The following is a 23,151-nucleotide window of genomic DNA, read 5'->3' as shown; positions in this document are numbered from 1 at the left end:
GTTACATACCCCCATCATTTTTATTATATTAAATTATTTATATATACAAATCAAAAAAGCTTGAGTATAAACTCAAGCCATATGACGGGTTTATACTCATCTTTCAGCATAACTGCTGCAGGATTTAGCACCAATGTATAATAAAATATACTGGTTGCTGGGCTTCATAGGGCCAGTCCCTCTGCCTCTCTTGATAAGATTGCTAATTTAAATTTATGTTTAATAGTATAATACAATTTCTTCTAATTGGCACTATTTTTTTAACTTATTTTCCTAAAAGGATATAAACTATTATCTAACTGCTCTTTTAGTGGGTTTACCTTTTTTTGTAACATTATTATTTTTAGTTTTTGCTTTTGCCTGTTCATGTCCTGGGAAAAGTATCTTAGGCTCATCAATGTTTTTCTTATAAATAGTAAATTTAAAACCAATAGCCTGCACAAATTCTGCTCTTAAAGCTTCACATACTGCATTGGCAGTTTCTTTAGCATCAAGACCTGCATTTTCTAATATAGTAACTTTTACTAATTCTCTAGTTCTTAACATACCATCTAATTGTTCTAAGAAGCTTTCTGTGACACCTTCTTTACCGATTTGTGTAGTAGGCTTTAAAGTATTTGCCAAAGATCTTAAATACGCCCTTTGTTTTCCTTTTAACATATTCTCACCTCTATAATTCTATACTTAAATTAATTGTAAAACTCAAATTCTAATTCGTAAATTTTAACCACATCTCCATCTTCTATTCCCATTTCTCTAAGCCTATCAAAAACACCTTGACTTTCCATAGCTTTTTGGAAATATTGAAGGGATTCCATATCATCAAAATTTACAGAATACATTATTCTTCTAAGTGCTTTACCTGTAACTACATACACACCATCTTCAATATCTATACTTAGCTCTTCTTCAGTACCAATATCAAGCTCTGGTCTGTACATTTCTTCCTCTGAAACTAATTCTACATCTTCTACTTCTTTTAATATTTTAGAAACATAAGCTATTACATCATCTATGCCCTCACGAGTCGCTGCTGACATTTTAAATACTGTATATCCTCTTCCTTCTAATTCATTCTTAAATGTATCAAACTTGCTTTCATCTTCTAATATATCCATTTTATTTGCAACTACAATTTGTGGTCTCTTTGAAAGTTTTTCATTATACAGTTTAAGTTCGTCATTTATCTTATCAAAGTCCTCTATAGGGTCTCTTCCTTCTAATCCAGATATATCTACAATATGTATCAATACCTTAGTTCTCTCAACATGTCTTAAAAAATCATGACCTAAACCTACACCTTCCGAAGCACCTTCTATGATTCCAGGTATATCTGCAAGTACAAAACTATCTCCAAACTTAGTTTGAACAACACCTAGATTTGGTGTAAGTGTTGTAAAGTGATAGTTTGCAATTTTAGGTTTAGCTTTAGTCACAACTGATAAAAATGTTGATTTACCTACATTTGGGAACCCTAAAAGACCTACATCTGCTATCATTTTAAGTTCAAGAGTTATCCATCTTTCTTCTCCATCTGTACCAGATTTTGCAAAAGCTGGAGCTTGTCTTACAGCATTTGCAAAGTGTTGATTACCTTTACCACCTATACCACCTTTTGCAACTATAGCTGTATCTCCTTCTTTCTTCAAATCTGCTAGTACAAGACCTGTTGCCTCATCTCTTATTACTGTACCTGCTGGTACTTTTAATATTAAATTTTCTCCATTTTTACCAGCTCTTTTACCTTTGCTTCCGTCACCACCATGTTGAGCTTGATATTTTTTCTGATACTTAAAGTCCATTAGAGTTCTAAGACCTAAATCAACTTCAAATACAATGCTTGCTCCACGACCGCCATCTCCGCCATCTGGTCCACCAGCTGGAACATATTTTTCTCTTCTAAATGCTACCGAACCATTTCCACCATTTCCAGCCTTAACAAATATTCTTGCCTTATCTATAAACAAATTCTTCACCTACTTAATTAAAAACTTTTAATTAGCATTGCCAAAAATACTATTATAAATTCATCAGTATTACAAGAAAAAGGAGTGCCTCAACACTCCTTTTATGTATATTACTCAGCTATTGCTACTGGATATATACTAACTTTTTTTCTCTTCTTGTCTTTTCTTTCGAATTTAACAGTACCATCAACTAATGCAAATAAAGTATCATCACTACCTTTTCCAACATTAGTTCCTGGATGTATTTTAGTTCCTCTTTGTCTAACTATTATACTTCCAGCAGTTACTAATTGACCATCGAATCTCTTAACACCTAATCTCTTAGATATAGAATCTCTACCATTTTTAGAAGAACCTACCCCTTTTTTAGATGCTAATAATTGTAAATTCATGTTTAACATATGGAGTCACCCCCTACTTTTTTAAAATTTTTATATTTTTTGGGTATTCCCGTTTAATTTCTTCAACCGCTAATTGAAAATGATTTAGTAATAATTGTGCGTCTTTTATATGTGTATCTTTAACTATACACTCTATATGACCTTCTTCTCCTACTACTTTTTCAAATCCAATCTTTTGTAATTTGTCTAAAGAATTTATAACTGCAATAGCATTAGATGTAACTGCAGCACATACTATATCATAGCCTATTTCAGCAAAATCAGCATGTCCCTTTAAACAAAAACCTTGTAACAAGAAATCATCATTATAATAATATTTAACCTTTATCATAACTTAACCAATAATTAAGCGTTTATTTTTTCTATAACTATCTTAGTGTATGATTGACGATGTCCTTGTTTTCTTCTGTAATCTTTTTTTGCTTTATACTTGAAAACTATAACTTTCTTAGCCTTACCTTGTTCAACAACTTTAGCTTGAACAGATGCTCCTTCTACTACTGGAGAACCTAATTTTAATTCTCCATCTTTAGAGCAAGCTAATACTTCGTTTAAAGTAACAACATCACCTGCGTTAGCTTCTAATTTTTCAACGAATAATACATCACCTTCAGAAACTTTATATTGCTTTCCACCAGTTTTTACTATAGCGTACATTAAATACACCTCCTCGGTCTCAAACTCGCCAGTACAAGGTACTTCATTTGAAGATTTAAACCTTTACTGTGCGGCATTACAATTATTAATTATAAAATATTTACATTTTATTGTCAACTATTTTATCAAAAATAACATTGGTTTTATTGTGCTTTAATGTACTATTTGCGTTTAAAGAAATATTTATATTATATTTTTCACCAATTTTATCAATTATATCCATATAATATTCTTTTATTTGTTTAAAAATAAAATCATTAAACTCTACTATTATGTTTTTGTAAACAGTATGTTCACTTATTCTCATAATTTCTTTTTCAATACTATCTAGTACATGATGTACAGATTTTATTGTTTGTTCACCATTACAACATGGACAATCCATTAAATAATACTTATCAATAGATTCTTTTTCTCTACGCCTAGCAACTTCTACTAAACCAAGTTTCGTCATACCTAATACTTCAACTTTTCTTTTATCTTTATTAAATTCTTCTTCTAGGATGTGTAAAACCTCATTTTGATGCTTCTTTTTATGCATGTCAATAAAATCAATTATTATTATTCCAGCTATATCTCTAATTCTAAGTTGCCTTACAATTTCTTTTGCAGCTTCAAGATTCGTTTTATAAACAGTTTCATCAAGTTTACCAGTTCCAACAAACTTACCTGTATTAACATCTATAACTGTAAGAGCTTCTGTCTTTTCGATTATTAAGTAACCTCCACTCTTCAACCATACCTTTTTATTTAATAATTTTTCTATTTGAGATTCTATTCTATATAAATCAAATACATCTCTATTTTCTTCAAGACATAGTTTATCAACATAAGTCTTATCTATATATCTTAAAATAGACTTAAGTTCAAAGTACTTATCATAACTATTAGTAATTATAGATTCAACATCATCATTTACATTATCTTTTACATATTTGGTTGCAAAATCTAAAGATTTATATAATAATTTTGGTCCCATGCCAAGTTTATATTCTTTTAAAATATTTTCATACTTTGATTTCAACTCTTCTATATCTTTCTTTATTTCATCATGGGTACAACCTTGAGCCTCAGTTCTTATTATTAATCCTAAATTTTCTTTGTTTACTGCCTTAGTAATTTTTTTTAATCTAAATCGTTCTTTTTCATCAGTAATTTTATTTGATATTGTAGTTCTATCATTGGAAGGTATATAGACAATATACCTTCCAGAAATACTAATCTCAGTATTTAATTTTGCACCTTTAGTTCCTATTTCTTCTTTATTTACCTGAACTAAAATATCCTGACCAGACTTTATAGTGCTTCCTTTTTTTAATTGTAAATAGGCAAGCTTATTAAATCCAATATCCACAAAACAAGCTTCTATTCCTGGTATAACTTTTTTTACGATTCCACGATATATATTGGATACAGTCTTTTTATTTAAATTATCTTCAACAAAAAGTTCTGTTAATCTTTCATCTTCAAGTACTGCTGTTTTCTGAGACCCTATTAAGGACTCAATAACTATCTTTTTCACAACTTCACCTCTCGAGCCTACATAGGAGTCACTAATTCTCCATCTTCTAATACATATAAATCTCTTCTCAATATATCAACATCTAATGGGTCAATATCAAGTTCAAATATCTCTAATATCTTTGGAATAAGTATATTAGTATTTAAATTAGTTTTTGAACCTGTAGCTATAGTGGCAGTAAGGGTAATATGTTCATCTTCTAAATTTAAAACATCAAAAGTCCTTATCATAGGTCTTATATCTACTTCAACCATCTTACCTTTTTTATTCTTTTTCGTTATGATTATTTCTTTATTGTTCATAAAATCGATTACTTTTCTTTTTACAAACTCTTTAGTCATAGGTCTTTTCAAATCTATATTAAACAAATATTCTCCATAATCTATCACAGAAGAAAGAGAAGGTGTTTGTCTATCAATTTCTTTTGCTTTGATAAATTCTATCCCCTCTGGAAGTTGAACTGATACTTTACTTAAAAATCCCTCTACTGATAAATCGTCTTCTTCTATCTCAATATCTACATACTCACCTTGGCTTTCCGTACCTAAAGCCAAAGCATTGCCATAACTCATCTTAGGATGAGGATTAAATCCTTGAGAATGTGATAAATTTATTTCGGCTCTTCTAAATGCCCTTTGTAATAGTCTCTGAAGGTCAAGATGTGATATATATATCATATCGCCTTCCTTTTTAAATTTTACTCTTATTATCTTACTCATATTAGCAAAGCCCCCTTCCTATATCATGTATATTTATTCCACAGCCATTGCAATTATGTCTACAATCAGAAGTAATTTTTTCTTTTTTAGCATTTTCATCTTCTCTAATTAGGAATTTTTTACTAACGCCTACATCTATATGGTCCCAAGGAAATACCTCTTCATAATTTCTATTTCTATGTGCATAAAAATCTATAGAAAGATTATTTTTTTCCATAGCTTCCTTCCATATATCCAAATTAAAATATTCTGCCCATCCATCAAACTTTGCACCCAGTTTGAATGCATCATATATAACTTTTCCTATTCTTCTATCTCCTCTAGCTACTACAGCTTCCATCAAGCTAGTTTTTGAATCATGGTAATTGTATTTTATATTGTTATTTCTCAATTTATTTACTAAATGTCTTTGCTTCTCAACAACTTCTTCTGTAGTGTCTTGACCATGCCATTGAAAAGGTGTAAATGGCTTTGGCACAAATGTAGAAGTACTTACTGTAACACTAAAACTTCTCTTTAGCTTTCCTCCATTTACCTTTCTATAAATATCAATAACCTTATAAGCTAATTTAGCTATTCCATCTAAATCATCATAAGTCTCAGTTGGTAAACCAATCATGAAATACAATTTGACACTATTCCATCCCATCTCAAAAGCTTTTTCTGTTGCATTTTCCAAATCTTCTTCTGTAACACCTTTATTTATGACATCTCTAAGTCTTTGAGTTCCTGCCTCTGGAGCAAAAGTAAGCCCAGACTTTCTTACTTGTTGTATTTTATCAGCAATTTCCATTGAGAAGTTATCCAGTCTAAGAGATGGAAGTGAAATACCTATATTATTAGATGCATATTCATCTACCAAATAATCAGTAAGCTCAGACAACTTGCTATAATCACTAGTACTAAGTGATGATAATGATATTTCATCATATCCAGTATTCTTAACTAATTTATCCAATATTTCCTTAAGTCTTTTAACACTTTTTTCTCTTATTGGTCTGTATATCATACCCGCTTGACAGAATCTACATCCTCTTGTACATCCTCTGAATAATTCCAACACTATTCTATCATGAACAGTGTCTATATAAGGTACTATTAGTTTTTCTGGATAGTCTACAGTCTCAACATCTTTTATTATTCTCTTAGTAGGATTTTTAGGAATTCCATTTCTATTAGGAGTTACACTTTGAACTGTTCCATCTTCATTGTATTTTACATCATAAAAACTTGGTATGTATACTCCCTCTATACCTGATATTCTATATAAAAAATCTTCTCTAGTCGTTTTATTTTTCTTCCATTCTTTATACTCATTTACTACTTCTAAATTTACCTCTTCACCTTCACCTAATATTACTACATCTACAAAATCTGCTAAAGGTTCGGAATTATAGGCACAAGGACCACCAACCATTACAAATGGGTCTTCCAGATTTCTTTCTTCTTTTAATATTGGTATATTGGCTAAATCTAATATATTTAAGATATTAGTATATGAAAGTTCATATTGAAGTGTAAAAGTAACAAAATCGAAGTTTGTTATAGGCTCTCTTGACTCTAATGCAAACAATGGTATATTTTTTTCTCTCATTATATTTTCCATATCAACAGCAGGAGAATACACTCTCTCACAAAATACATTTTCATCCTTATTTATTACATCATATAATATATGACTACCCAAATGACTCATACCAACTTCATATAAATCTGGAAAGCAATGTGCATATCTTATCAATTCACTATTACTAGTATCTTTATGAATTGAATTTATTTCATTTCCAAGATATCTAGCAGGCTTTTCTACTTTTTTTAAGATTTTTTTCAAGTCTACTTTATTCATTTATTAAAATTCCTCCAAACAAACGCTTTATTTTTATTCTTATTTATAAGTAATATTATACACGATAAAATATTTTCTATCAAAAATATAACTAAAATATTGAATTTAAAATCTATATTATTCACAAAATAGAATATCTAAAAATATATAATGATATTTTCTATTAAATTTTTATTAAAATACAGATTTTTTACCAAATATGATATATTATAAACATAAACTATTATTTTATATGGCTTATAATGACATCTTTTGTTTCATTGACCCTAAAATGGGGTATGTTACTTGTATAATGATAAATTTTAGGAGGGTTAAAAATGAGTAAAGTTTTTGAAGTAAAAAAAGATATCTACTTTACTGGTGTAGTAGATGAAGGTTTAAAAGTATTCGACATAATAATGGAAACTGAGTATGGAACAACTTACAATTCTTATTTAATCAAGGACGAAAAAACGGTTTTATTTGACACAGTAAAGGCAAACTTTAAAGATGAATTCCTAAGCAATCTATCAGAAATTACTGATATAGCTAAAATTGACTATGTTGTAATTCATCATACAGAACCAGACCACGCTGGTAGCTTAAAATACTTATTAGATTTAAATCCTAATATAGAAGTTTTTTGCACTAAAGCTGCTAAACTATACTTAGATGGTCAAATAAATAGACCTTTTAATTGTCATGTAATAAAAGATGGTGAAGTTTTAAATATAGGTAAAAGAAATCTTAGATTTATAACTGCGCCATTCTTACATTGGGTTGATACAATGTTTACTTACATTGAAGAGGAGAAGACTCTTTTAACTTGTGATGCATTTGGTTGTCACTTTGCAAGTGTTGATGCAGATGTAGTAAACAGTGAAGATTACCTAAAATCAGCTAAACACTATTATGACTGTATAGTTAAGCCATTTGCTAAGCATGTTTTAAGTGCTGTAGATAAGGTAGTAGGACTAAACATAGAATTTGATACTATATTGACTTCTCATGGTCCAATGCTTACTAAAGACCCAATGGCTGCTGTTAAAAGATATGTTGAATGGTCTACAGAGGCTATTAATAAAACTAATCAAAATCAAGTTTCTATATTCTATTTATCAGCTTATAGCAATACCTTAGAAATGGCTAAAAAGATAAAAGAAGGACTTGATAAAGAAGGTGCAAAAGCTGAATTATATGATTTAGAAGATATGACATTAACAGAAATGCACGATACATTAGTAGTATCAAAGGTAATACTATTAGGTTCTCCAACTATAAACAAAACTATGGTTAAACCTATGTGGGATTTATTCTCTGTTATAGACCCAATGGCTAATCAAGGCAAGATAGCAGGAGTATTTGGTTCATTTGGTTGGAGTGGTGAAGGTATAACTATGGCCGAGACCTTACTTAAATCTATGTCATTCAAAATGCCTGTAGAATCTCTTAAGAAAAAATTCTTCCCTAGTGAAGAAACATTAAAAGAGTGTATGGCATTTGGTGCAGAGTTTGCAAAATTAGTTAAATAGTCATTAATCTTATAAAATACTCTTATTTAAAAACAAATGTGGGGCTGTATCCGAAATACAGGATAAGCCTCTTTTTCATTGTTGAAATGATTAAAATATATTTGATTTTATGCAAAAAAGAGTGCCTCATGAACTAAAAATTTCATTTTGAGACACCCCATAATTTTATATTATTTACTTTTATTAAACACGTTGACTTTTACTTTTTCTAACTTCTCTCCATGATAGTTCTCCCCTATCAAGAGCTTTTATAAATATTTCTGCAGAAGCTAGATTTGTAGCTATTGGAACATGATAAACATCACAAAGTCTTATCAAAGCTTGTATATCTGTTTCATGAGCCTGAGATGTCAATGGGTCTCTTAAAAAAATAACTAAATCTATTTCTTGCGTTACTATTAAAGAACCTATTTGTTGGTCTCCACCTAAAGGACCAGATGCCAACCTATTTATATTTAATTCAGTTTCATCCATTATTCTTTTTCCTGTAGTTCCAGTTGCATATAGTCCATATTTCTTTAAAATTGATTCATAACCTATACAAAATCCGACCATGGTATTTTTCATTTGGTCATGTGCTACTAATGCTATATTCATATACTCAATCTCCTCAATTTATGTTTACAAGTATTAAATCTAGAAATTTATTTTCTTTCTTCTCATACAAACATTTAGTACTAATCCTAAATTTGCTAAAGATGTTAATAATGAACTACCTCCATAACTTACAAAAGGTAATGTTACTCCAGTTACTGGTATTAACGCAACAGTCATACCTATATTTTGGATTATCTGGTAAGCAAACATTCCCAGAACACCAACTACTATGAGGGTTCCATAAAAATCTTTTGCATCTCTTGCAATTGCTAAAAGCCTTAATAGGAATATCATAAATAAGATTATCAGTACCGCCATCCCTATTACACCAAGTTCTTCACCTACAACAGCAAATATGAAATCACTATCTTGCACAGGTAAAAAGTCTTCTTGATTTTGACTTCCATTGTATAGCCCCTTACCAGTTACACCGCCAGAACCTATTGCAATCAAAGATTGCATAACTTGATAGTTTCCTTTTAGTGTTACATCTTCTGGATTTAGAAAAGCTTCTATTCTTATCTTCTGATGGTCTGCCATCATTAAATACATTAGTGGCATTGATACCAACAGTATGATTATCCCTCTTTTTATCAACTTTGAGCTAAGACCTGCTGTAAACAGCATTGCAAATATCATAGAGCAAAATACAATCCCTGTTCCCAAGTCTGGCTGTGCAATTAACAATCCGATAAATGGAAGCGAATAAACTACAACAGGCATGACTTCCTTTAATGTATTTAATTTATCCTTTTTGGATTCAAGTATTTTTGCATAACTGAGTATAAATGTTAATTTAACTATTTCAGATGTCTGCAAATCAAGTGGCCCTAAGTTAATCCATGACCTAGCTCCACCTTTTACTGTACCAATTCCAGGTAATAAAACGATGGTTAACAAAATAAGACTTATTATATAAAGTGCTTTGTAATACCTACCTAGAAGATTATAATCAAAAAATAGTATAACTATAATCATTCCTATACCAAGCACAAAAGCTAGCCCTTGTTTAATCAATTGAAGATATGAACCTGTTGAGTTAGCATGTGTCGCACTACTAAGTATAACAAGCCCAAAAATAAAGATAGCTAATACTGTAACTATAAGTTTCCAGTCTAACTGTTTTATCAACTTAATTGTCGACTTATAATTAATATTGATTTTTTTCAAAGAATCACCGTCTTTCTATCTTTAAACATATAATTAAATAAAAGGGGCATATACCAATAAGGATATCCCCCTTTTAAGCACTAATTACATACATCTATCTTTTATATTCTTTAGTGGTATATTAGCAACTAATGCAGATACAGGTTTGTCATCATGCTCACCTCTGCATTTAGACATTTTTATTTCAAGGCCATCATCTTCTATTTCTGCATAATTAGCTATTACTTTTAAAATGTCTGTTTTTATCATCTCTAAAAGTTGTGGTGAACAATCTACTCTATCATGAACTAAAACTAGCTTTAATCTCTCTTTAGCAACAGACTTACTAGTTTTAGCTTCGTTAGAAAAAACTCTAAATAAATCTAACACAGATGTATCCTCCTTTGCTACTTAGCCATGCTAAACATTTTTTTAAGTCTACCAAAGAATCCATCTTCAACTTCAAGATCAAGTAGAGGAACTTCTTCATTTAGTATCCTTTTTGCGATATTTTTGTATGCTTGACCAGCAAGTGACTTAGAATCAAGTATAGCTGGCTCTCCTTTATTTGTTGATATAATTATGCTTTCATCATCAGGAACAAGACCTAACAAATCTATTGCTAATATTTCTATTATATCTTGTTTGTCCATCATATCTCCACGCTTAACCATATCATTTCTAATTCTATTTATAACTAATCTTATCTCTTTTATTTCATTTGCTTCTAATAGACCTATTATTCTATCAGCATCTCTTACTGCTGATATTTCTGGATTTGTAACTACAATAGCTCTATCTGCTCCTGCTACTGCATTTTTAAAACCTTGCTCGATACCTGCTGGGCAGTCTATTATTATATACTCAAAAGATTCTTTTAGTTTCTCACACAGGTCAATCATCTGCTCAACTGAAACAGCATTTTTGTCTCTAGTTTGTGCTGCTGGTAATAAATATAGATTATCAAATCTTTTGTCTTTTATTAGAGCTTGCTTAAGCCTACAAGTTCCTTCAACAACATCTACTATGTCATAAACTATTCGATTTTCAAGACCCATTACTACATCTAAGTTTCTAAGTCCAATATCTGCATCCACAACTACTGTTTTTTTATTTTCTAGGCTTAGCGCAGTTCCTAAGTTTGCTGCGGTAGTAGTTTTTCCAACCCCACCTTTACCAGATGTTATAACTATAACTTCGCTCATAATACTACCCCCTATTTTTCTTTCTATTTGTCTAACTTTGACAAATAGCTTTCGATTACAATTCTTCCATTACTTACAAAGGCTATTTCTGGGCTAATTTCTGATTCACTTTCATAATTTTCTTCATCATCTGGAGCTTCTGCAATATTATCTGCTATTTGTAATATTTTAGGATTAAGATTTCCAGCAACAACATATGCAAATTCATTGCCTTCTGCACCTGCATGTACAAAACCTTCTATTTTACCCATTACAAAAACATTACCTCCTGCTACAACCTTAGCACCAGCATTTATATCTCCCATAACAACTGTATTTGATTTTGAAAGGACTTTTGAACCAGGTTTCATATCATTCAATATAACTACATCACCTTCAAATTCAATATTTTCACCAGATCTTAGGGTATTGACATATTTTGTTGGAAAATTACTATTTTCTTCAACTTTTTGATCTTCAACAAATTCCACATCAAATCTAGAAGTAATTCCTTCTTTTAATTCTAGAATCTCCATGTCAGTTAAACAATCACTATTAATTTTACTAATTTTAGCCCCATTAAAAAAGCCAACATACGCTTCCAATTTGTTTATTATTTTTTCCTGTATTTCCTCAAATGGAGCTTCTCTTTTTATATTTACTATTATCCCTCTTTTATTACCCTTGAACTCTACTAGTTCTTGACTACAAATTTCTCTTAAAGACATAACAACCTCCAGAGTGATATATCATTTATATTCTTCAAATACGCTTTAAACCCTTTTATTTTTTCTATATAAAGCTAAAGTTTATACATAGATTGAGCTATCTATTAATTTGTGACTCGAAATTTATATTTTCGTCAGAAGAATTGTTAACATCATTCGTCTTGTTGTCATTTTTACTATTATTTGGCTCTAATCCCATGTAAGTTCCAATAACTTCTCTAGTTGGTAAAAGTGAGAATACACTTGAATCACCTTGAGGAATTACACATACAACAGCTATTTCTGGGTCATCTGCTGGAGCAAAAGCAACAGTCCATGTAAAAGAACCATAATCTTGTTTAAATTTATCTATTTGGTCATCTGTTATTTTTGGATTTAATTCTTTTATAGCTTTTCTTAGATATGAAGAATTCACTTTATCAGTATCCTCTAATCTAACTTTTACTCCATCTTCTAATTCTTCCTCTAATTTCTTTCTTTCTTCGTCTTTCAAATCTTTATTTTCTAATTTCTTTTTTATTTCCTTTTCTTTAGCTAATGAAAGTTCTTTTTCTTTTTCTGCTTTCATCTTATCAGCTAGTTTAATCGCATCATTTAGATTAACATTATAAGATGACATATGACTTTTTAAATATTCATATTCATTATCTGTAGGTATTTTCCCACTTTTCTCAGCTGTACCAGTTTTTGCTGCTACATCTATCGGGAAATCAGCAAAAGCACTCTTTGCTGTACCTTGTCTTGCAACCAATTTCATACCTTTTGTCAATTCTTTTAAGTTGTCTGGATTTTTAAAAGGTATTTTTTCTACTTTCTTCTGGTCATTGATTTTAATTGATGAATAATCACTTGAAACAGCTCTATCAACTACAGATAATTCTACTAAATTACCTCCATTTGCTATTACAGCTACATATCTTGATATTTGAGCTGGTGTATAAGCATTCTCACCTTGACCTATAGCTAAGTTGAATGTATCTGCAGTACTCCATTTTGCAAAGTTGAAATAACTGAATACTGCTAAATCTGCTACATCTTCGATTCTATCTTCTTTAACATCCATTTTTTTTAGCCTATTCATTGTTTCTACTCTACCAGGAGTTTTCTTTTCTGCTGCCCAACTTACAATCTCATTGATTCTTTTTTCATACTCTTTAGGATTTTTTTCTTTAGTTATATCAACAAAATCATTTGCCATTTCTCTTTCTAAATTGGACTTTAACAGAGCTTGTGTTGATTTTAATTTATCTTCTGTGCTAGGAACTTTACCTGCTCTTTCTTCTACTTCATCTTGAAGCCCTGTATTTTGGTCAAGCCCAAACAGTTTTGCATACTCAAGTATTTTATTTGCATTCATATCTATACCAATGCTTTTTCCATCTGGCCATGTTTTACCTGTACCAATCGTTGCCATATATATATTACAAGACTCTTGTATTGCTTTATATAAGTTTGTCATACCATGGTTTCCTCTACCATGGTTCCATACATAGTCACCAAAAGACTTTTTACCCAACATAATAACCCCAGGGTCATTTATAGTAAAGTTTGGATTTAAACCATTTTCCAAAGCTGCCATTGAAGTTACCATCTTAAATGAAGAACCTGGCTGGAATTCCCCTTGTGTAACCAAGTTTAAAAGTGGGCTTCCCGCTAGTAAGTCATTTGGATTCTTTGGTTGAAGTGCTTTATAATCTTCTGTAGAAATACCTTTTGCAAATTTATTTGGGTCATAATTAGGATAGCTTGATGAAGCTAGTACCTCTCCATTTTTGACATCAATAGCTATAAGAGCTGCTGATTGTGCTTTTCCTGCATATGCACTAATTGGCTTATCCCCAAATTTACTTTTAAAAGTACCTCCTTTAGAAGCAACTTCGATTATCTGTTTTAATGCATTATCTGAAACTTCTTGTAAATCTTTATCTAGTGTAAGGTATACAGTATCTCCTGATTTAGGCTTTTTAGATTCAATTTCTTTACTGATTCTACCCAATGCATCAACTTTAACCATTTTATAACCATCAGTTCCTCTTAGTCTACTTTCGTTACTCTTCTCTACTCCTGCAAGACCTACCATATCTCCATTTTCATAACCTTTCTGAAGATATGATTCTATTTGAGTGGATGGCATTTTTCCTACATATCCTAACATATGTGAAGCTAATGTCCCATTAGGATAATATCTTACTGGTTCTACTGCTATTGAAACACCAACAAGGTCCATAGCACTCTCTTCAATTTGTGCGATTGTAGTTTCCCCTACATCCTTTGCAATAGTTACTGGATTATATTGAGAATATCCTTTTGATTTTATCAAATCCCTTACAACCATTATTTTCCTTGCATCTTCATCACTTAAGCTTTTATCAATTTCTAATGCTTCACTATTTCTTACTTTTTCAAACGCTTCTTTGGCACTTAGTTTAGTTTCTTTTATCTTATAACTAGCTAACCAATCTCTCTTATCTCTTTCTGCTGTGAACATCCATTTACTAACTAAAATAGGTGGATAGTATCCATTTTCATTTAGTTTTGCCTGTAATTTTGTCGCATCCAACCTTTTATCCTCTTGAGACAATATTCCAGCTGATATAAGTTTATCTACTAAGTAATAAAAACTTTCTTTAGCATTATAATCACTTGGAATACCATTTTCTGATTTATATTCTCTAATATCTCTGTCATATGTATAATAGTACTTTCCATTTTCTACATATATAGGAAATTCATCTACATATTCTTCACCATTTTTCTCGAGCAAATTTATAAGTTTTAATGATATTTCATTTGCTCTTGAATGTTTGTTTGCATCTTTCTTATTGATATCGTTACCTGAAACTTGAACAGTAAATAAGTTTTTATTTCCTGCTAACAATCTCCCATATCTATCTTTTATTTCTCCTCTTGGAGCTTCTATTGCCAACTTTTTATATGTTTTATTCTCAGCTAACTCATTGTAATATTCATATTTAAATGTAGTCATGTAAATTATTTTTATTAAAATAGCTAAAAATATCACGCTCATGACTATTTTAATTATTTTTAGTCTATCAATTTGTTTATTTTCTTCCATGAAATCACCAACTAATCTTCTTTAAGTTTTAAAACTGCTTTTTTAGATAAGCGATATATTACTAAACCAATTAAACTATTCACTATTGGTGCTACTAGTAGACCTTTTATAAAAAGTGTTGATAAGTTATAGCTTTGATAGATTATACTAGATGTACCTATATTGACAATTGAATCAATTAAACTTCCTATAAAAATTAAAACGAAAGTAATAATATAACTGCCTTTATATATCTGATCTCTCATGTGCCCAATTGCATATGCAATAATAAACAAAACTAATGCGTTTACACCAAGAATTCCACCAACGGTTATGTCTTTAATAAGCCCTATTATGGCTGCTATAATCCCACCCTCTAATTCATCTAAATAAAGAGAGATTATAGTTACATATATAAGAGCTAAATTAAAGCTTATGCCAAAAATATCTATATAATTTGTTATACTATTTTCTATAGTCATAAGCACAATCCCCAATAGACAAAGTAAAACTTTTTTCATTGTTTTTATCCCCTTTATCCTATATTTCTTGGTTCTATGACTACAACGTCATTTATATTTTTAAAATCAACATAAGGTTTTACAACTACATATTTTAATGACTTATCTTTATCATCAACCACTTTTTCAACTTCACCAATTGGTATACCATCTGGGAAGAATCCAAGACCTGATGTTGTTATTATATCTCCTTGAATTACATTATATGATGAGTCAAACATATATCCTTGCAAATATCCTTTGCTATTATAACTATCTTTATTATCTAAAGTAGTATTTTGAGTAATTGTACCTTTAGCACTTGCATCCTTTGCTAGTTTAAAACTTACAGATGCCTTAGAATCCAATAGTGAAATTGCCTTACTATAATTGTTGGAAACTTCATAAACTATACCAACTAACCCACTGCCATTCATAACTATACTGTCTTTTTTTACACCTGAATTTTTTCCTGCACCTATGACAAAACTCTCATACCAGTTTCCATCATTTTTACCAACAACACTTGTAGAAATACTTGTCGCCTTATATTCTTCTTGTACAAAGTTAAGTGTCCTTTTTAACTCTTCTAGTGATTCTGTTTTATCTAATTTCGCATTTAAAGCTATCACATCTTTTTTAAGTTTTTCATTTTCTTCTTCTAATTTTTTTACCTTTTTAGAATTATCTTTGAAATTTGCTATGTCTTTAAAACCATTTTTGATAAAAGAAAATCCATCATTTATTCCTTTACCTACACTTGTAATAACATCTGAAGCTACTCCTAAGTTTACTGGACTACCACTAGAAAACTTACCAATTGATATACCCACAATTCCAATTAAAGTGATAGCAACTACGCCCGTTGCTATCACTTTAACATTAATCCTTTTTTTCTCATTTTTGTTCTTGTCAAATCTCAAGGCCATCACCAACTTCTAATTTTTAGCATTCATCATTAATACTTTTTCAAAGATTTCTTGGTCTTCAACAGATTTTCCTGTTCCAAGCGCAACACAATCAAGAGGTGTTTCTGCTATTTGTACAGACATACCAGTTTCTTGTGTAATAAGTTTATCAAGACCTCTAAGCAAAGCTCCTCCTCCTGTTAGCATTATTCCGTTTTCCATTATATCTGATGCTAATTCTGGTGGAGTTTTTTCTAGTGTAGATTTTATCGCATCTACTATTGAACTTACAGGTTCTTTTAATGCTTCTCTAACTTCTGTAGAGCATATTTCTATTGTTTTAGGTAACCCTGAAATTAAATCTCTACCTCTTATTTGCATATTTATTTCTTCATCATCTTTAAATGTAGAACCTATGCTAATCTTAACATTTTCAGCAGTTCTTTCACCTATCATAAGGTTATATTCTTTTTTTACATAAGCAACTATAGATTCATCAAACTCGTCTCCACCAATTCTTATAGATTTAGCAGTAACGATTCCTCCCAAAGATATTACAGCTATTTCTGAAGTACCTCCACCAATGTCAACTACCATATTACCTTCTGGTTCTTCAACTTTTAATCCAGCTCCAATAGCCGCTGCCATTGGCTCTTCTATAAGGAATGCATCTTTAGCTCCTGCTTGTCTTGCAGCCTCTTCTATAGCTCTCTTTTCTACCTCTGTAACTCCAAAAGGAACACATATAGCGATTCTTGGACTCACAACACCTTTTTTGTCAGCTGCTTTTTGTATGAAATAGCTAATCATTGACTGAGTTATATCAAAATCAGCTATTACCCCATCTTTCATAGGTCTTATAGCTACTATATTTCCTGGTGTTCTACCTATCATTTTTTTGGCTTCCTCACCTACTGCTAATACCTCTTTACTGTCATCTCTTATTGCGACAACTGAAGGTTCTCTAACAACAATACCTTGTCCTTTTATGTAAACTAATGTATTTGCAGTCCCTAAATCTATTCCCATATCCTTTGTCATCTTATTAAAACTAAAAAAACCTTTTTTTTCTTTCTTTTTTTCCTTAGCCATGATTTTACTCCTTCCTACTATTAAGAATCATGTTTAAAACATTCTCCTCTTATTTTATCACATATAAAGTCAAATTATCATATTTTCTTTAAAGCTAAAGTATAATCCATCTCCAATAATTATATGGTCTATTATTTCTATTCCAATTATTTCTCCACATTTAACAAGTCTTGATGTGATATTCTTATCTTCACTTGATGGTTCCACACTTCCTGAAGGGTGATTATGCATCACTATTATCTTACTTGCACTTCTTCTTATAGCTTCTTTAAAAACCTCTCTAGGATGGACTAATGACGAGCTTAAAGTCCCTACAGATACATCTACATCAGATATTATCTCATTTTTTGTGTTTAAAAGAACAGCTTTAAAAACCTCTTTTTTTAAATACCTCAGGCTATCCATATAATACCTCTGTATATCCCAAGGATTCTTTATTTTATATTTCATAGGTTTAAAACTAGCCACTCTAGAGCCTAGCTCTAAAGCTGCTTTAATTTGGGTCGATTTTGATAACCCAATTCCATCTATATTACACAGCTCCTCTATTGTCATGTCTTCTAAATGTCTAATACCCTGAATATCTCTATTTATTATATAGTTGGCTAAATCAATAGCATTTTTATTCTTGTTGCCAGTTCTTAAAAGTATAGCTAACAACTCAGCATTTGATAAGCTTTTTACTCCTTCAGCAAGCATCTTTTCTCTGGGTCTTTCCTCTGGTGCCATTTCTTTTACCTTAATGGTTGAATTAAATGACTTTTTCAGATAAATCACACTCCATAAAAAAGATTTATACTAAAATATTTTTTTAATAGTTCACCTAGCCTTGAAATTGGAAGACCAACTATATTAAAATAATCTCCTCTAATTTCATCAACTAACAAAGCTCCATAGCCTTGTATACCATACGCTCCTGCTTTGTCAAATGATTCATTAGTTTTCAGATAATCCTCAATATCCTGTTCTGATAACGTTTTAAATTTCACATCGCTGATTACATAGTCAATTACTTTTTTATCTTCGCACAAGTTTATTAAGCTAATACCTGTTATGACTTGATGCTCTCTTCCAGATAGTCTTTTTAGCATATCTCTTGCACAAGACTCATCTTTTGGTTTTCCTAAAATAGCATTGTCTAAAACAACAACTGTATCAGCTCCAATAACAACATCTTCATTATGTTCAGATGCTACATACATACTTTTTTCAAAAGCTAACCTCATAACTAAATGTTTTGGTGCTTCACCTTCCAATATAATCTCATCAATTTCACTTTTAATTATATCAAATCTTACATTTGTATTCTCTAGAATTTCTTTCCTTCTTGGAGAGGCTGATGCCAAGATTATATTCATTTATTCACCTCGTTTGTACGTAATTTGTACCTATTTAGTCTATCACTATATTGTAAAAAATTCAACAGAAATGTCGAACCTTTTTTGTTACACTATTGTTATATTTATTACCATTAGAATAAATATACATAAAATAGAGGTATGGAAATTATTCCATACCTCTGTTTTATGTACTCATTAGAGATATGGAAATTATTCCATATCCTTATTTTGTCCATATTACAAAATTTTAATAGCTTTCTTTGGACATTTTTCCATACATAAATGGCATCCTACACATTTATCTGCATCTACCTTATGTTTTTCTTTTAATTCTCCCTCTATTGCATCAAACTTACATTGTTTTTTGCACACTGTACAACCAACACAAAGTTCTTGGTCGATAGTAACTTTCTTTTTCTTAGTTATATCACCTGATATTACTTTTGTAGGACATTTCGCTACACACTGCATACAACCTACACACTTATTATGGTCTATCTTAGCTATTTTGTCTTCAAATATTATCGCATCAAATTTACAAGCTTTTACACACATTCCACAGCCAATACATCCAGCAGTACATTTTTCTTTAACAGCTTTACCAAACTCTTTGCTATTACACTCTACAACTACCTCGTGACTTTCTGGTTTTGTGATTATTATACCCTTAGGGCAAACTTCTTTACATTTTCCACAGTTTACACACTTTTCTTCATCTATTACTGCTACTCCATCAACTATAGAAATAGCGTCAAATTTACAAGCAACTTTACATGTTCCAAGACCTAAACATCCAAATTTACACATCTTAGCACCTGAATTTAAAACATTTGCTGCTCTACAATCAGATATTCCTTCATACTCATATTTATCTTTTGCACTTGAACAAGTTCCTTTACAAATAACTTTTGCTACTTGTTTCTCACCTGCTTCAGCACTTATTCCCATTATTTCTCCAACTTTTGCACCAACATCTGCTCCACCTACAGGGCAACCGTTAACTGGTGCGTTTCCTTCAACTATAGCATTTGCAAGACCTCCACAACCTGGAAATCCACAACCTCCACAGTTGGCTCCTGGAAGTACTCCTAGTATAGCTTCCACTCTCTCGTCTACTTCTACAGCAAACTTTTTAGATGCAAAATCTAGTACTATCCCGAAGATTAAGCCCATAATTCCTAAAACTAATACAGCTGTAAGTATCACCATTTTCACCCCTCTTTTTTATAGCTTTATAAGTCCTGTAAATCCTAAGAAAGCTATTGACATTAAACCTGCTGATATAAGCGTTATAGGGAAACCTTTAAATGCTTCTGGTATATCAGCTAATTCTAGTCTTTCTCTTATACCTGCGAATATTACTATTGCTAAAGTAAATCCAGCTCCTGCTCCAAATCCATTTATTATTGTTTCTACTAAGTTATAACTTTTTTGAACATTAACTAGAGCTATACCAAGAACTGCACAGTTTGTAGTTATAAGAGGTAAATAAACTCCTAATGCTTGATATAAAGATGGACTCATCTTTTGAATTACCATTTCAACGAACTGAACTATAGAAGCTATAACCAATATAAAAGCTATTGTTTGTAAGAATCCAGTTTCAGTTTTTACTAATAAAATTTGTATAAAATAAGTTATAATTGAAGCTAAAGTTAAAACGAATGTAACTGCAACTCCCATCCCTACTGCTGTATCAACTTTCTTAGAAACTCCTAAGAAAGGACATATACCCAAGAACTGAGATGTTATAACGTTATTGACAAGAACGATACTTAAAAATAAAAGTATTAAATTCATTTATTACACCTCCACTATGCTTTTTTACTTCTTAATTTATTAAATCCTGCAAATAGGAATCCTAATGTTAAGAATGCACCTGGTGGCAATATAAATATTAATACCGGTTGGAAAGATGCTCCAAATAGTGTCATTCCAAATAAACTACCATTTCCAAGTAATTCTCTTACTGCACCTATTATTGTAAGTGCAACAGTAAATCCAAGCCCTTGACCTACACCATCAACTATTGAAGGCATAGCTCCTGTTTTGAAAGCAAAACTTTCTGCACGAGCTAGTATTAAACAGTTAACAACTATTAATGGTATGTATATACCAAGAGCCTTATCAAGAGCAGGAACGTATGCTTTTAAAAGCATACCTACTATTGTAACAAATGTAGCTATAACTACTATAAATATAGGTATTCTTATCTTATCTGGTGTAATTTTTCTTATTAAAGATATAACTAAATTTGCACATATTAAAACTGCTGCTGTTGAAAGACCCATACCGATTCCATTTATTGCTGAAGTTGTAACGGCTAGTGTTGGACACATACCTATAACTTGAACAAATGTTGGGTTCTCATCTATTAGCCCATTTTTAAATACTTTAGCTAAATTCATAATTAACCCTCCTTATTTATTAAGAGCACTATTGAAAACATCTATAGCAGCATTTACTCCTGTAGTAACTGCTGTAGATGTAATAGTTGCACCTGATATTGCTAATATTTGATTATCTGCTGTTGTACTTCCTTTTGCTACTTCAAGAGGTTCAGCAGTTTTTCCTTTGTATTGACCCTTAAATGCATCATCCTTAGCTTTTGCTCCAAGCCCTGCTGTTTCTGACATATTACCAATGTCAACGCCTGTAACTTGACCATCAGATGATATACCTACCATAACTTCAACTTCTCCACCATACCCACTTGGCTTAGCTTTTAAAGTATATCCAACTACCTCAGAACCATCTAAGCCTTCATACACTTCAGCTATAAGATTATCTCCAAGGTTTTTATAAGTACTTTTATTCATTTCTTTAAACTCTTTTGCTTCTGGAAGTACTGCTTTTCTAAGTTCATTATTTGCTTGTATATTCCTTTGTTCTATTACTGGAGCTGTAACCTGATTTGTAGCTCCAAGTGCTAATGCAGCTATCGCACTTATAGCAAGTAAAGTTCCACCTAATCTCACCATACTATTCATTATTTAGCCACCTCCCCAAATACTCTATTTCTAACAAACTTATCTATAAGTGGAGCAAGACAGTTTACTAGTAGTATTGAGTAAGATACACCTTCTGGATATCCACCATACATTCTTATAACAGTCGTTATAAGACCAGCTAATACAGCGTATATTATTTGACCTTTTTTAGTCATAGGCGAAGTCGTATAATCTGTAAGCATGAAGAATCCACCTAACATAAGACCTCCAGCAAAGAGCTGATATATTGCGAAACTTATATTAAATCCACCTAAAAGAAATGTTAATATAAATACAGTTGCTATGTAAAATACTGGTATAACATAATTTATTATGCCTTTATACATTAGGTATACTCCACCTAATAATAATAATATTGCTGATGTCTCACCTATACATCCACCAATATTACCAATCATCATATCAGCAAGCCTAATTCCATTGCCAGAAAGGTCTGCTAATCCTGCTGCTCCATTTTTTAAAAAGCTTAATGGAGTTGCTGTAGTAACTGCGTCTAAATTTTCACCTATCCAGTTGACACCTGGTTTAGTCCAAGCAGTCATTGCTACTGGGAATGATGCTAATAAAAATGCTCTTGCAGCAAGTGCTGGATTGACAAAGTTACATCCAATCCCACCAAATACCATTTTAACTACTAGTATTGCAAATATACCTCCTACTAGACACATCCACCAAGGAAGTGATGCTGGCACGTTAAATGCTAATAATAATCCTGTTACAACAGCTGAAAAATCTCCTATAGTACTTTTTTGCTTCGTAAATTTTTGATATAAAAATTCAGTACCTACTGTACCAAGTATACAAAAAAACATAGCACTCAAAGCATTAAGTCTAAAGAAGTATACTCCTGCTACTGCTGCTGGAAGGAGTGCTATAATAACTTGTTTCATTATATATGAAGTATCTTCATTACTTCTCACATGAGGAGAAGATGATACTATCAACTTATTTTCCATCGTTTTTC

At 31.2% G+C, this 23,151-nt stretch carries 25 protein-coding genes and 1 riboswitch; of the genes, 1 reads left to right on the top strand and 24 read right to left on the bottom strand.

The window, feature by feature from the left end:
- Positions 1-93: 93 nt before the first annotated feature.
- Positions 94-200, bottom strand: a riboswitch (SAM riboswitch).
- A 91-nt stretch (positions 201-291) separates the two neighbouring features.
- The 8 genes from JJC02_05510 to JJC02_05475 all read right to left on the bottom strand — a co-directional run bounded on the left by JJC02_05510 (position 292) and on the right by JJC02_05475 (position 7,112).
- Entirely contained in the window at positions 292-660 is a 369-nt protein-coding gene (locus JJC02_05510; GenBank protein ID UDN55631.1) for a YhbY family RNA-binding protein, read from the bottom strand.
- Positions 661-689: 29 nt separating this feature from the next.
- Positions 690-1,967, bottom strand: coding sequence for a GTPase ObgE (gene obgE, locus JJC02_05505; GenBank protein UDN55630.1), 1,278 nt, complete (start codon positions 1,965-1,967; stop codon positions 690-692).
- Between the two features lie 110 nt (positions 1,968-2,077).
- The gene (gene rpmA, locus JJC02_05500; GenBank protein ID UDN55629.1) at positions 2,078-2,368 is read right to left on the bottom strand and encodes a 50S ribosomal protein L27; all 291 of its coding nucleotides are present in this window, start codon (positions 2,366-2,368) and stop codon (positions 2,078-2,080) included.
- A gap of 13 nt (positions 2,369-2,381) precedes the next feature.
- Positions 2,382-2,699 carry a ribosomal-processing cysteine protease Prp gene (locus JJC02_05495; GenBank protein UDN55628.1) on the bottom strand — a complete coding sequence of 106 codons (318 nt, stop codon included), beginning with the start codon at positions 2,697-2,699 and terminating at the stop codon, positions 2,382-2,384.
- Between the two features lie 14 nt (positions 2,700-2,713).
- Entirely contained in the window at positions 2,714-3,025 is a 312-nt protein-coding gene (gene rplU, locus JJC02_05490; protein ID UDN55627.1) for a 50S ribosomal protein L21, read from the bottom strand.
- Between the two features lie 100 nt (positions 3,026-3,125).
- A complete protein-coding gene (locus tag JJC02_05485; GenBank protein UDN55626.1) occupies positions 3,126-4,547 on the bottom strand; it encodes an Rne/Rng family ribonuclease in 1,422 nt (473 codons plus the stop codon).
- 17 nt (positions 4,548-4,564) lie between these two features.
- Entirely contained in the window at positions 4,565-5,266 is a 702-nt protein-coding gene (locus JJC02_05480) for a DUF2344 domain-containing protein (protein UDN55625.1), read from the bottom strand.
- A gap of 1 nt (position 5,267) precedes the next feature.
- On the bottom strand, positions 5,268-7,112 hold the full coding sequence (locus JJC02_05475) for a TIGR03960 family B12-binding radical SAM protein (protein ID UDN55624.1): 1,845 nt from the start codon (positions 7,110-7,112) through the stop codon (positions 5,268-5,270).
- Positions 7,113-7,429: 317 nt separating this feature from the next.
- On the opposite strand from JJC02_05475, the gene JJC02_05470 reads away from it, so the two are divergent.
- Positions 7,430-8,623 (top strand): FprA family A-type flavoprotein, encoded by a 1,194-nt coding sequence (locus JJC02_05470; GenBank protein ID UDN55623.1) that lies wholly within the window; start codon positions 7,430-7,432, stop codon positions 8,621-8,623.
- A 183-nt stretch (positions 8,624-8,806) separates the two neighbouring features.
- Here the strand turns inward: JJC02_05470 and JJC02_05465 are convergent, their stop codons facing one another.
- From JJC02_05465 to JJC02_05390, 16 genes are all read right to left on the bottom strand, one after another.
- Positions 8,807-9,220, bottom strand: a complete 414-nt coding sequence (locus JJC02_05465) for a methylglyoxal synthase (GenBank protein UDN55622.1) — start codon at positions 9,218-9,220, stop codon at positions 8,807-8,809.
- A gap of 39 nt (positions 9,221-9,259) precedes the next feature.
- A complete protein-coding gene (gene rodA, locus JJC02_05460) occupies positions 9,260-10,390 on the bottom strand; it encodes a rod shape-determining protein RodA (protein UDN55621.1) in 1,131 nt (376 codons plus the stop codon).
- An 84-nt stretch (positions 10,391-10,474) separates the two neighbouring features.
- Positions 10,475-10,759, bottom strand: coding sequence for a cell division topological specificity factor MinE (gene minE / locus JJC02_05455; protein UDN55620.1), 285 nt, complete (start codon positions 10,757-10,759; stop codon positions 10,475-10,477).
- A 17-nt stretch (positions 10,760-10,776) separates the two neighbouring features.
- Positions 10,777-11,574, bottom strand: coding sequence for a septum site-determining protein MinD (gene minD / locus JJC02_05450; GenBank protein UDN55619.1), 798 nt, complete (start codon positions 11,572-11,574; stop codon positions 10,777-10,779).
- 23 nt (positions 11,575-11,597) lie between these two features.
- Positions 11,598-12,281: a septum site-determining protein MinC gene (locus JJC02_05445; GenBank protein UDN55618.1), complete on the bottom strand. Its 684-nt coding sequence runs from the start codon at positions 12,279-12,281 to the stop codon at positions 11,598-11,600.
- Positions 12,282-12,378: 97 nt separating this feature from the next.
- Positions 12,379-15,357, bottom strand: a complete 2,979-nt coding sequence (locus JJC02_05440; protein ID UDN55617.1) for a penicillin-binding protein — start codon at positions 15,355-15,357, stop codon at positions 12,379-12,381.
- Between the two features lie 11 nt (positions 15,358-15,368).
- Positions 15,369-15,857 (bottom strand): rod shape-determining protein MreD, encoded by a 489-nt coding sequence (gene mreD / locus JJC02_05435; protein UDN55616.1) that lies wholly within the window; start codon positions 15,855-15,857, stop codon positions 15,369-15,371.
- 14 nt (positions 15,858-15,871) lie between these two features.
- Positions 15,872-16,765: a rod shape-determining protein MreC gene (gene mreC / locus JJC02_05430; protein ID UDN55615.1), complete on the bottom strand. Its 894-nt coding sequence runs from the start codon at positions 16,763-16,765 to the stop codon at positions 15,872-15,874.
- A 9-nt stretch (positions 16,766-16,774) separates the two neighbouring features.
- Positions 16,775-17,785 (bottom strand): rod shape-determining protein, encoded by a 1,011-nt coding sequence (locus JJC02_05425; GenBank protein ID UDN56382.1) that lies wholly within the window; start codon positions 17,783-17,785, stop codon positions 16,775-16,777.
- A gap of 120 nt (positions 17,786-17,905) precedes the next feature.
- Entirely contained in the window at positions 17,906-18,565 is a 660-nt protein-coding gene (gene radC, locus JJC02_05420; GenBank protein ID UDN56381.1) for a DNA repair protein RadC, read from the bottom strand.
- Between the two features lie 44 nt (positions 18,566-18,609).
- Entirely contained in the window at positions 18,610-19,194 is a 585-nt protein-coding gene (gene maf / locus JJC02_05415) for a septum formation inhibitor Maf (protein ID UDN55614.1), read from the bottom strand.
- 219 nt (positions 19,195-19,413) lie between these two features.
- On the bottom strand, positions 19,414-20,385 hold the full coding sequence (locus tag JJC02_05410; GenBank protein UDN55613.1) for an RnfABCDGE type electron transport complex subunit B: 972 nt from the start codon (positions 20,383-20,385) through the stop codon (positions 19,414-19,416).
- A 15-nt stretch (positions 20,386-20,400) separates the two neighbouring features.
- A complete protein-coding gene (gene rsxA, locus JJC02_05405; GenBank protein UDN55612.1) occupies positions 20,401-20,976 on the bottom strand; it encodes an electron transport complex subunit RsxA in 576 nt (191 codons plus the stop codon).
- Positions 20,977-20,990: 14 nt separating this feature from the next.
- Complete coding sequence (locus JJC02_05400) at positions 20,991-21,584, bottom strand: electron transport complex subunit E (GenBank protein UDN55611.1); 594 nt, start codon at positions 21,582-21,584, stop codon at positions 20,991-20,993.
- Positions 21,585-21,596: 12 nt separating this feature from the next.
- Positions 21,597-22,166: an RnfABCDGE type electron transport complex subunit G gene (locus JJC02_05395; protein ID UDN55610.1), complete on the bottom strand. Its 570-nt coding sequence runs from the start codon at positions 22,164-22,166 to the stop codon at positions 21,597-21,599.
- Complete coding sequence (locus JJC02_05390) at positions 22,166-23,143, bottom strand: RnfABCDGE type electron transport complex subunit D (protein ID UDN55609.1); 978 nt, start codon at positions 23,141-23,143, stop codon at positions 22,166-22,168. Before JJC02_05390 ends, JJC02_05395 begins: the two co-directional genes overlap by 1 nt.
- Positions 23,144-23,151: the final 8 nt, after the last annotated feature.

It is taken from the genome of Clostridioides sp. ES-S-0054-01 (assembly GCA_021561035.1).
Lineage (GTDB): Bacteria > Bacillota > Clostridia > Peptostreptococcales > Peptostreptococcaceae > Clostridioides.
Note: the sequence above shows the minus strand (reverse complement) of the source record. Positions and strands in the feature narration are given on the sequence as shown.

What these genes read in the sequence shown, in the direction of transcription:
- JJC02_05510 (UDN55631.1), bottom strand. Translation starts at nt 660, where the DNA reads ATGTTAAAAGGAAAACAAAGGGCGTATTTAAGATCTTTGGCAAATACT.
- rpmA (UDN55629.1), bottom strand. Translation starts at nt 2,368, where the DNA reads ATGTTAAACATGAATTTACAATTATTAGCATCTAAAAAAGGGGTAGGT.
- JJC02_05495 (UDN55628.1), bottom strand. Translation starts at nt 2,699, where the DNA reads ATGATAAAGGTTAAATATTATTATAATGATGATTTCTTGTTACAAGGT.
- rplU (UDN55627.1), bottom strand. Translation starts at nt 3,025, where the DNA reads ATGTACGCTATAGTAAAAACTGGTGGAAAGCAATATAAAGTTTCTGAA.
- JJC02_05480 (UDN55625.1), bottom strand. Translation starts at nt 5,266, where the DNA reads ATGAGTAAGATAATAAGAGTAAAATTTAAAAAGGAAGGCGATATGATA.
- JJC02_05475 (UDN55624.1), bottom strand. Translation starts at nt 7,112, where the DNA reads ATGAATAAAGTAGACTTGAAAAAAATCTTAAAAAAAGTAGAAAAGCCT.
- JJC02_05470 (UDN55623.1), top strand. Translation starts at nt 7,430, where the DNA reads ATGAGTAAAGTTTTTGAAGTAAAAAAAGATATCTACTTTACTGGTGTA.
- JJC02_05465 (UDN55622.1), bottom strand. Translation starts at nt 9,220, where the DNA reads ATGAATATAGCATTAGTAGCACATGACCAAATGAAAAATACCATGGTC.
- minD (UDN55619.1), bottom strand. Translation starts at nt 11,574, where the DNA reads ATGAGCGAAGTTATAGTTATAACATCTGGTAAAGGTGGGGTTGGAAAA.
- JJC02_05445 (UDN55618.1), bottom strand. Translation starts at nt 12,281, where the DNA reads ATGTCTTTAAGAGAAATTTGTAGTCAAGAACTAGTAGAGTTCAAGGGT.
- JJC02_05440 (UDN55617.1), bottom strand. Translation starts at nt 15,357, where the DNA reads ATGGAAGAAAATAAACAAATTGATAGACTAAAAATAATTAAAATAGTC.
- mreD (UDN55616.1), bottom strand. Translation starts at nt 15,857, where the DNA reads ATGAAAAAAGTTTTACTTTGTCTATTGGGGATTGTGCTTATGACTATA.
- mreC (UDN55615.1), bottom strand. Translation starts at nt 16,765, where the DNA reads ATGGCCTTGAGATTTGACAAGAACAAAAATGAGAAAAAAAGGATTAAT.
- JJC02_05425 (UDN56382.1), bottom strand. Translation starts at nt 17,785, where the DNA reads ATGACAAAGGATATGGGAATAGATTTAGGGACTGCAAATACATTAGTT.
- radC (UDN56381.1), bottom strand. Translation starts at nt 18,565, where the DNA reads ATGGCACCAGAGGAAAGACCCAGAGAAAAGATGCTTGCTGAAGGAGTA.
- maf (UDN55614.1), bottom strand. Translation starts at nt 19,194, where the DNA reads ATGAATATAATCTTGGCATCAGCCTCTCCAAGAAGGAAAGAAATTCTA.
- JJC02_05410 (UDN55613.1), bottom strand. Translation starts at nt 20,385, where the DNA reads ATGGTGATACTTACAGCTGTATTAGTTTTAGGAATTATGGGCTTAATC.
- rsxA (UDN55612.1), bottom strand. Translation starts at nt 20,976, where the DNA reads ATGAATTTAATACTTTTATTTTTAAGTATCGTTCTTGTCAATAACGTT.
- JJC02_05400 (UDN55611.1), bottom strand. Translation starts at nt 21,584, where the DNA reads ATGAATTTAGCTAAAGTATTTAAAAATGGGCTAATAGATGAGAACCCA.
- JJC02_05395 (UDN55610.1), bottom strand. Translation starts at nt 22,166, where the DNA reads ATGAATAGTATGGTGAGATTAGGTGGAACTTTACTTGCTATAAGTGCG.
- JJC02_05390 (UDN55609.1), bottom strand. Translation starts at nt 23,143, where the DNA reads ATGGAAAATAAGTTGATAGTATCATCTTCTCCTCATGTGAGAAGTAAT.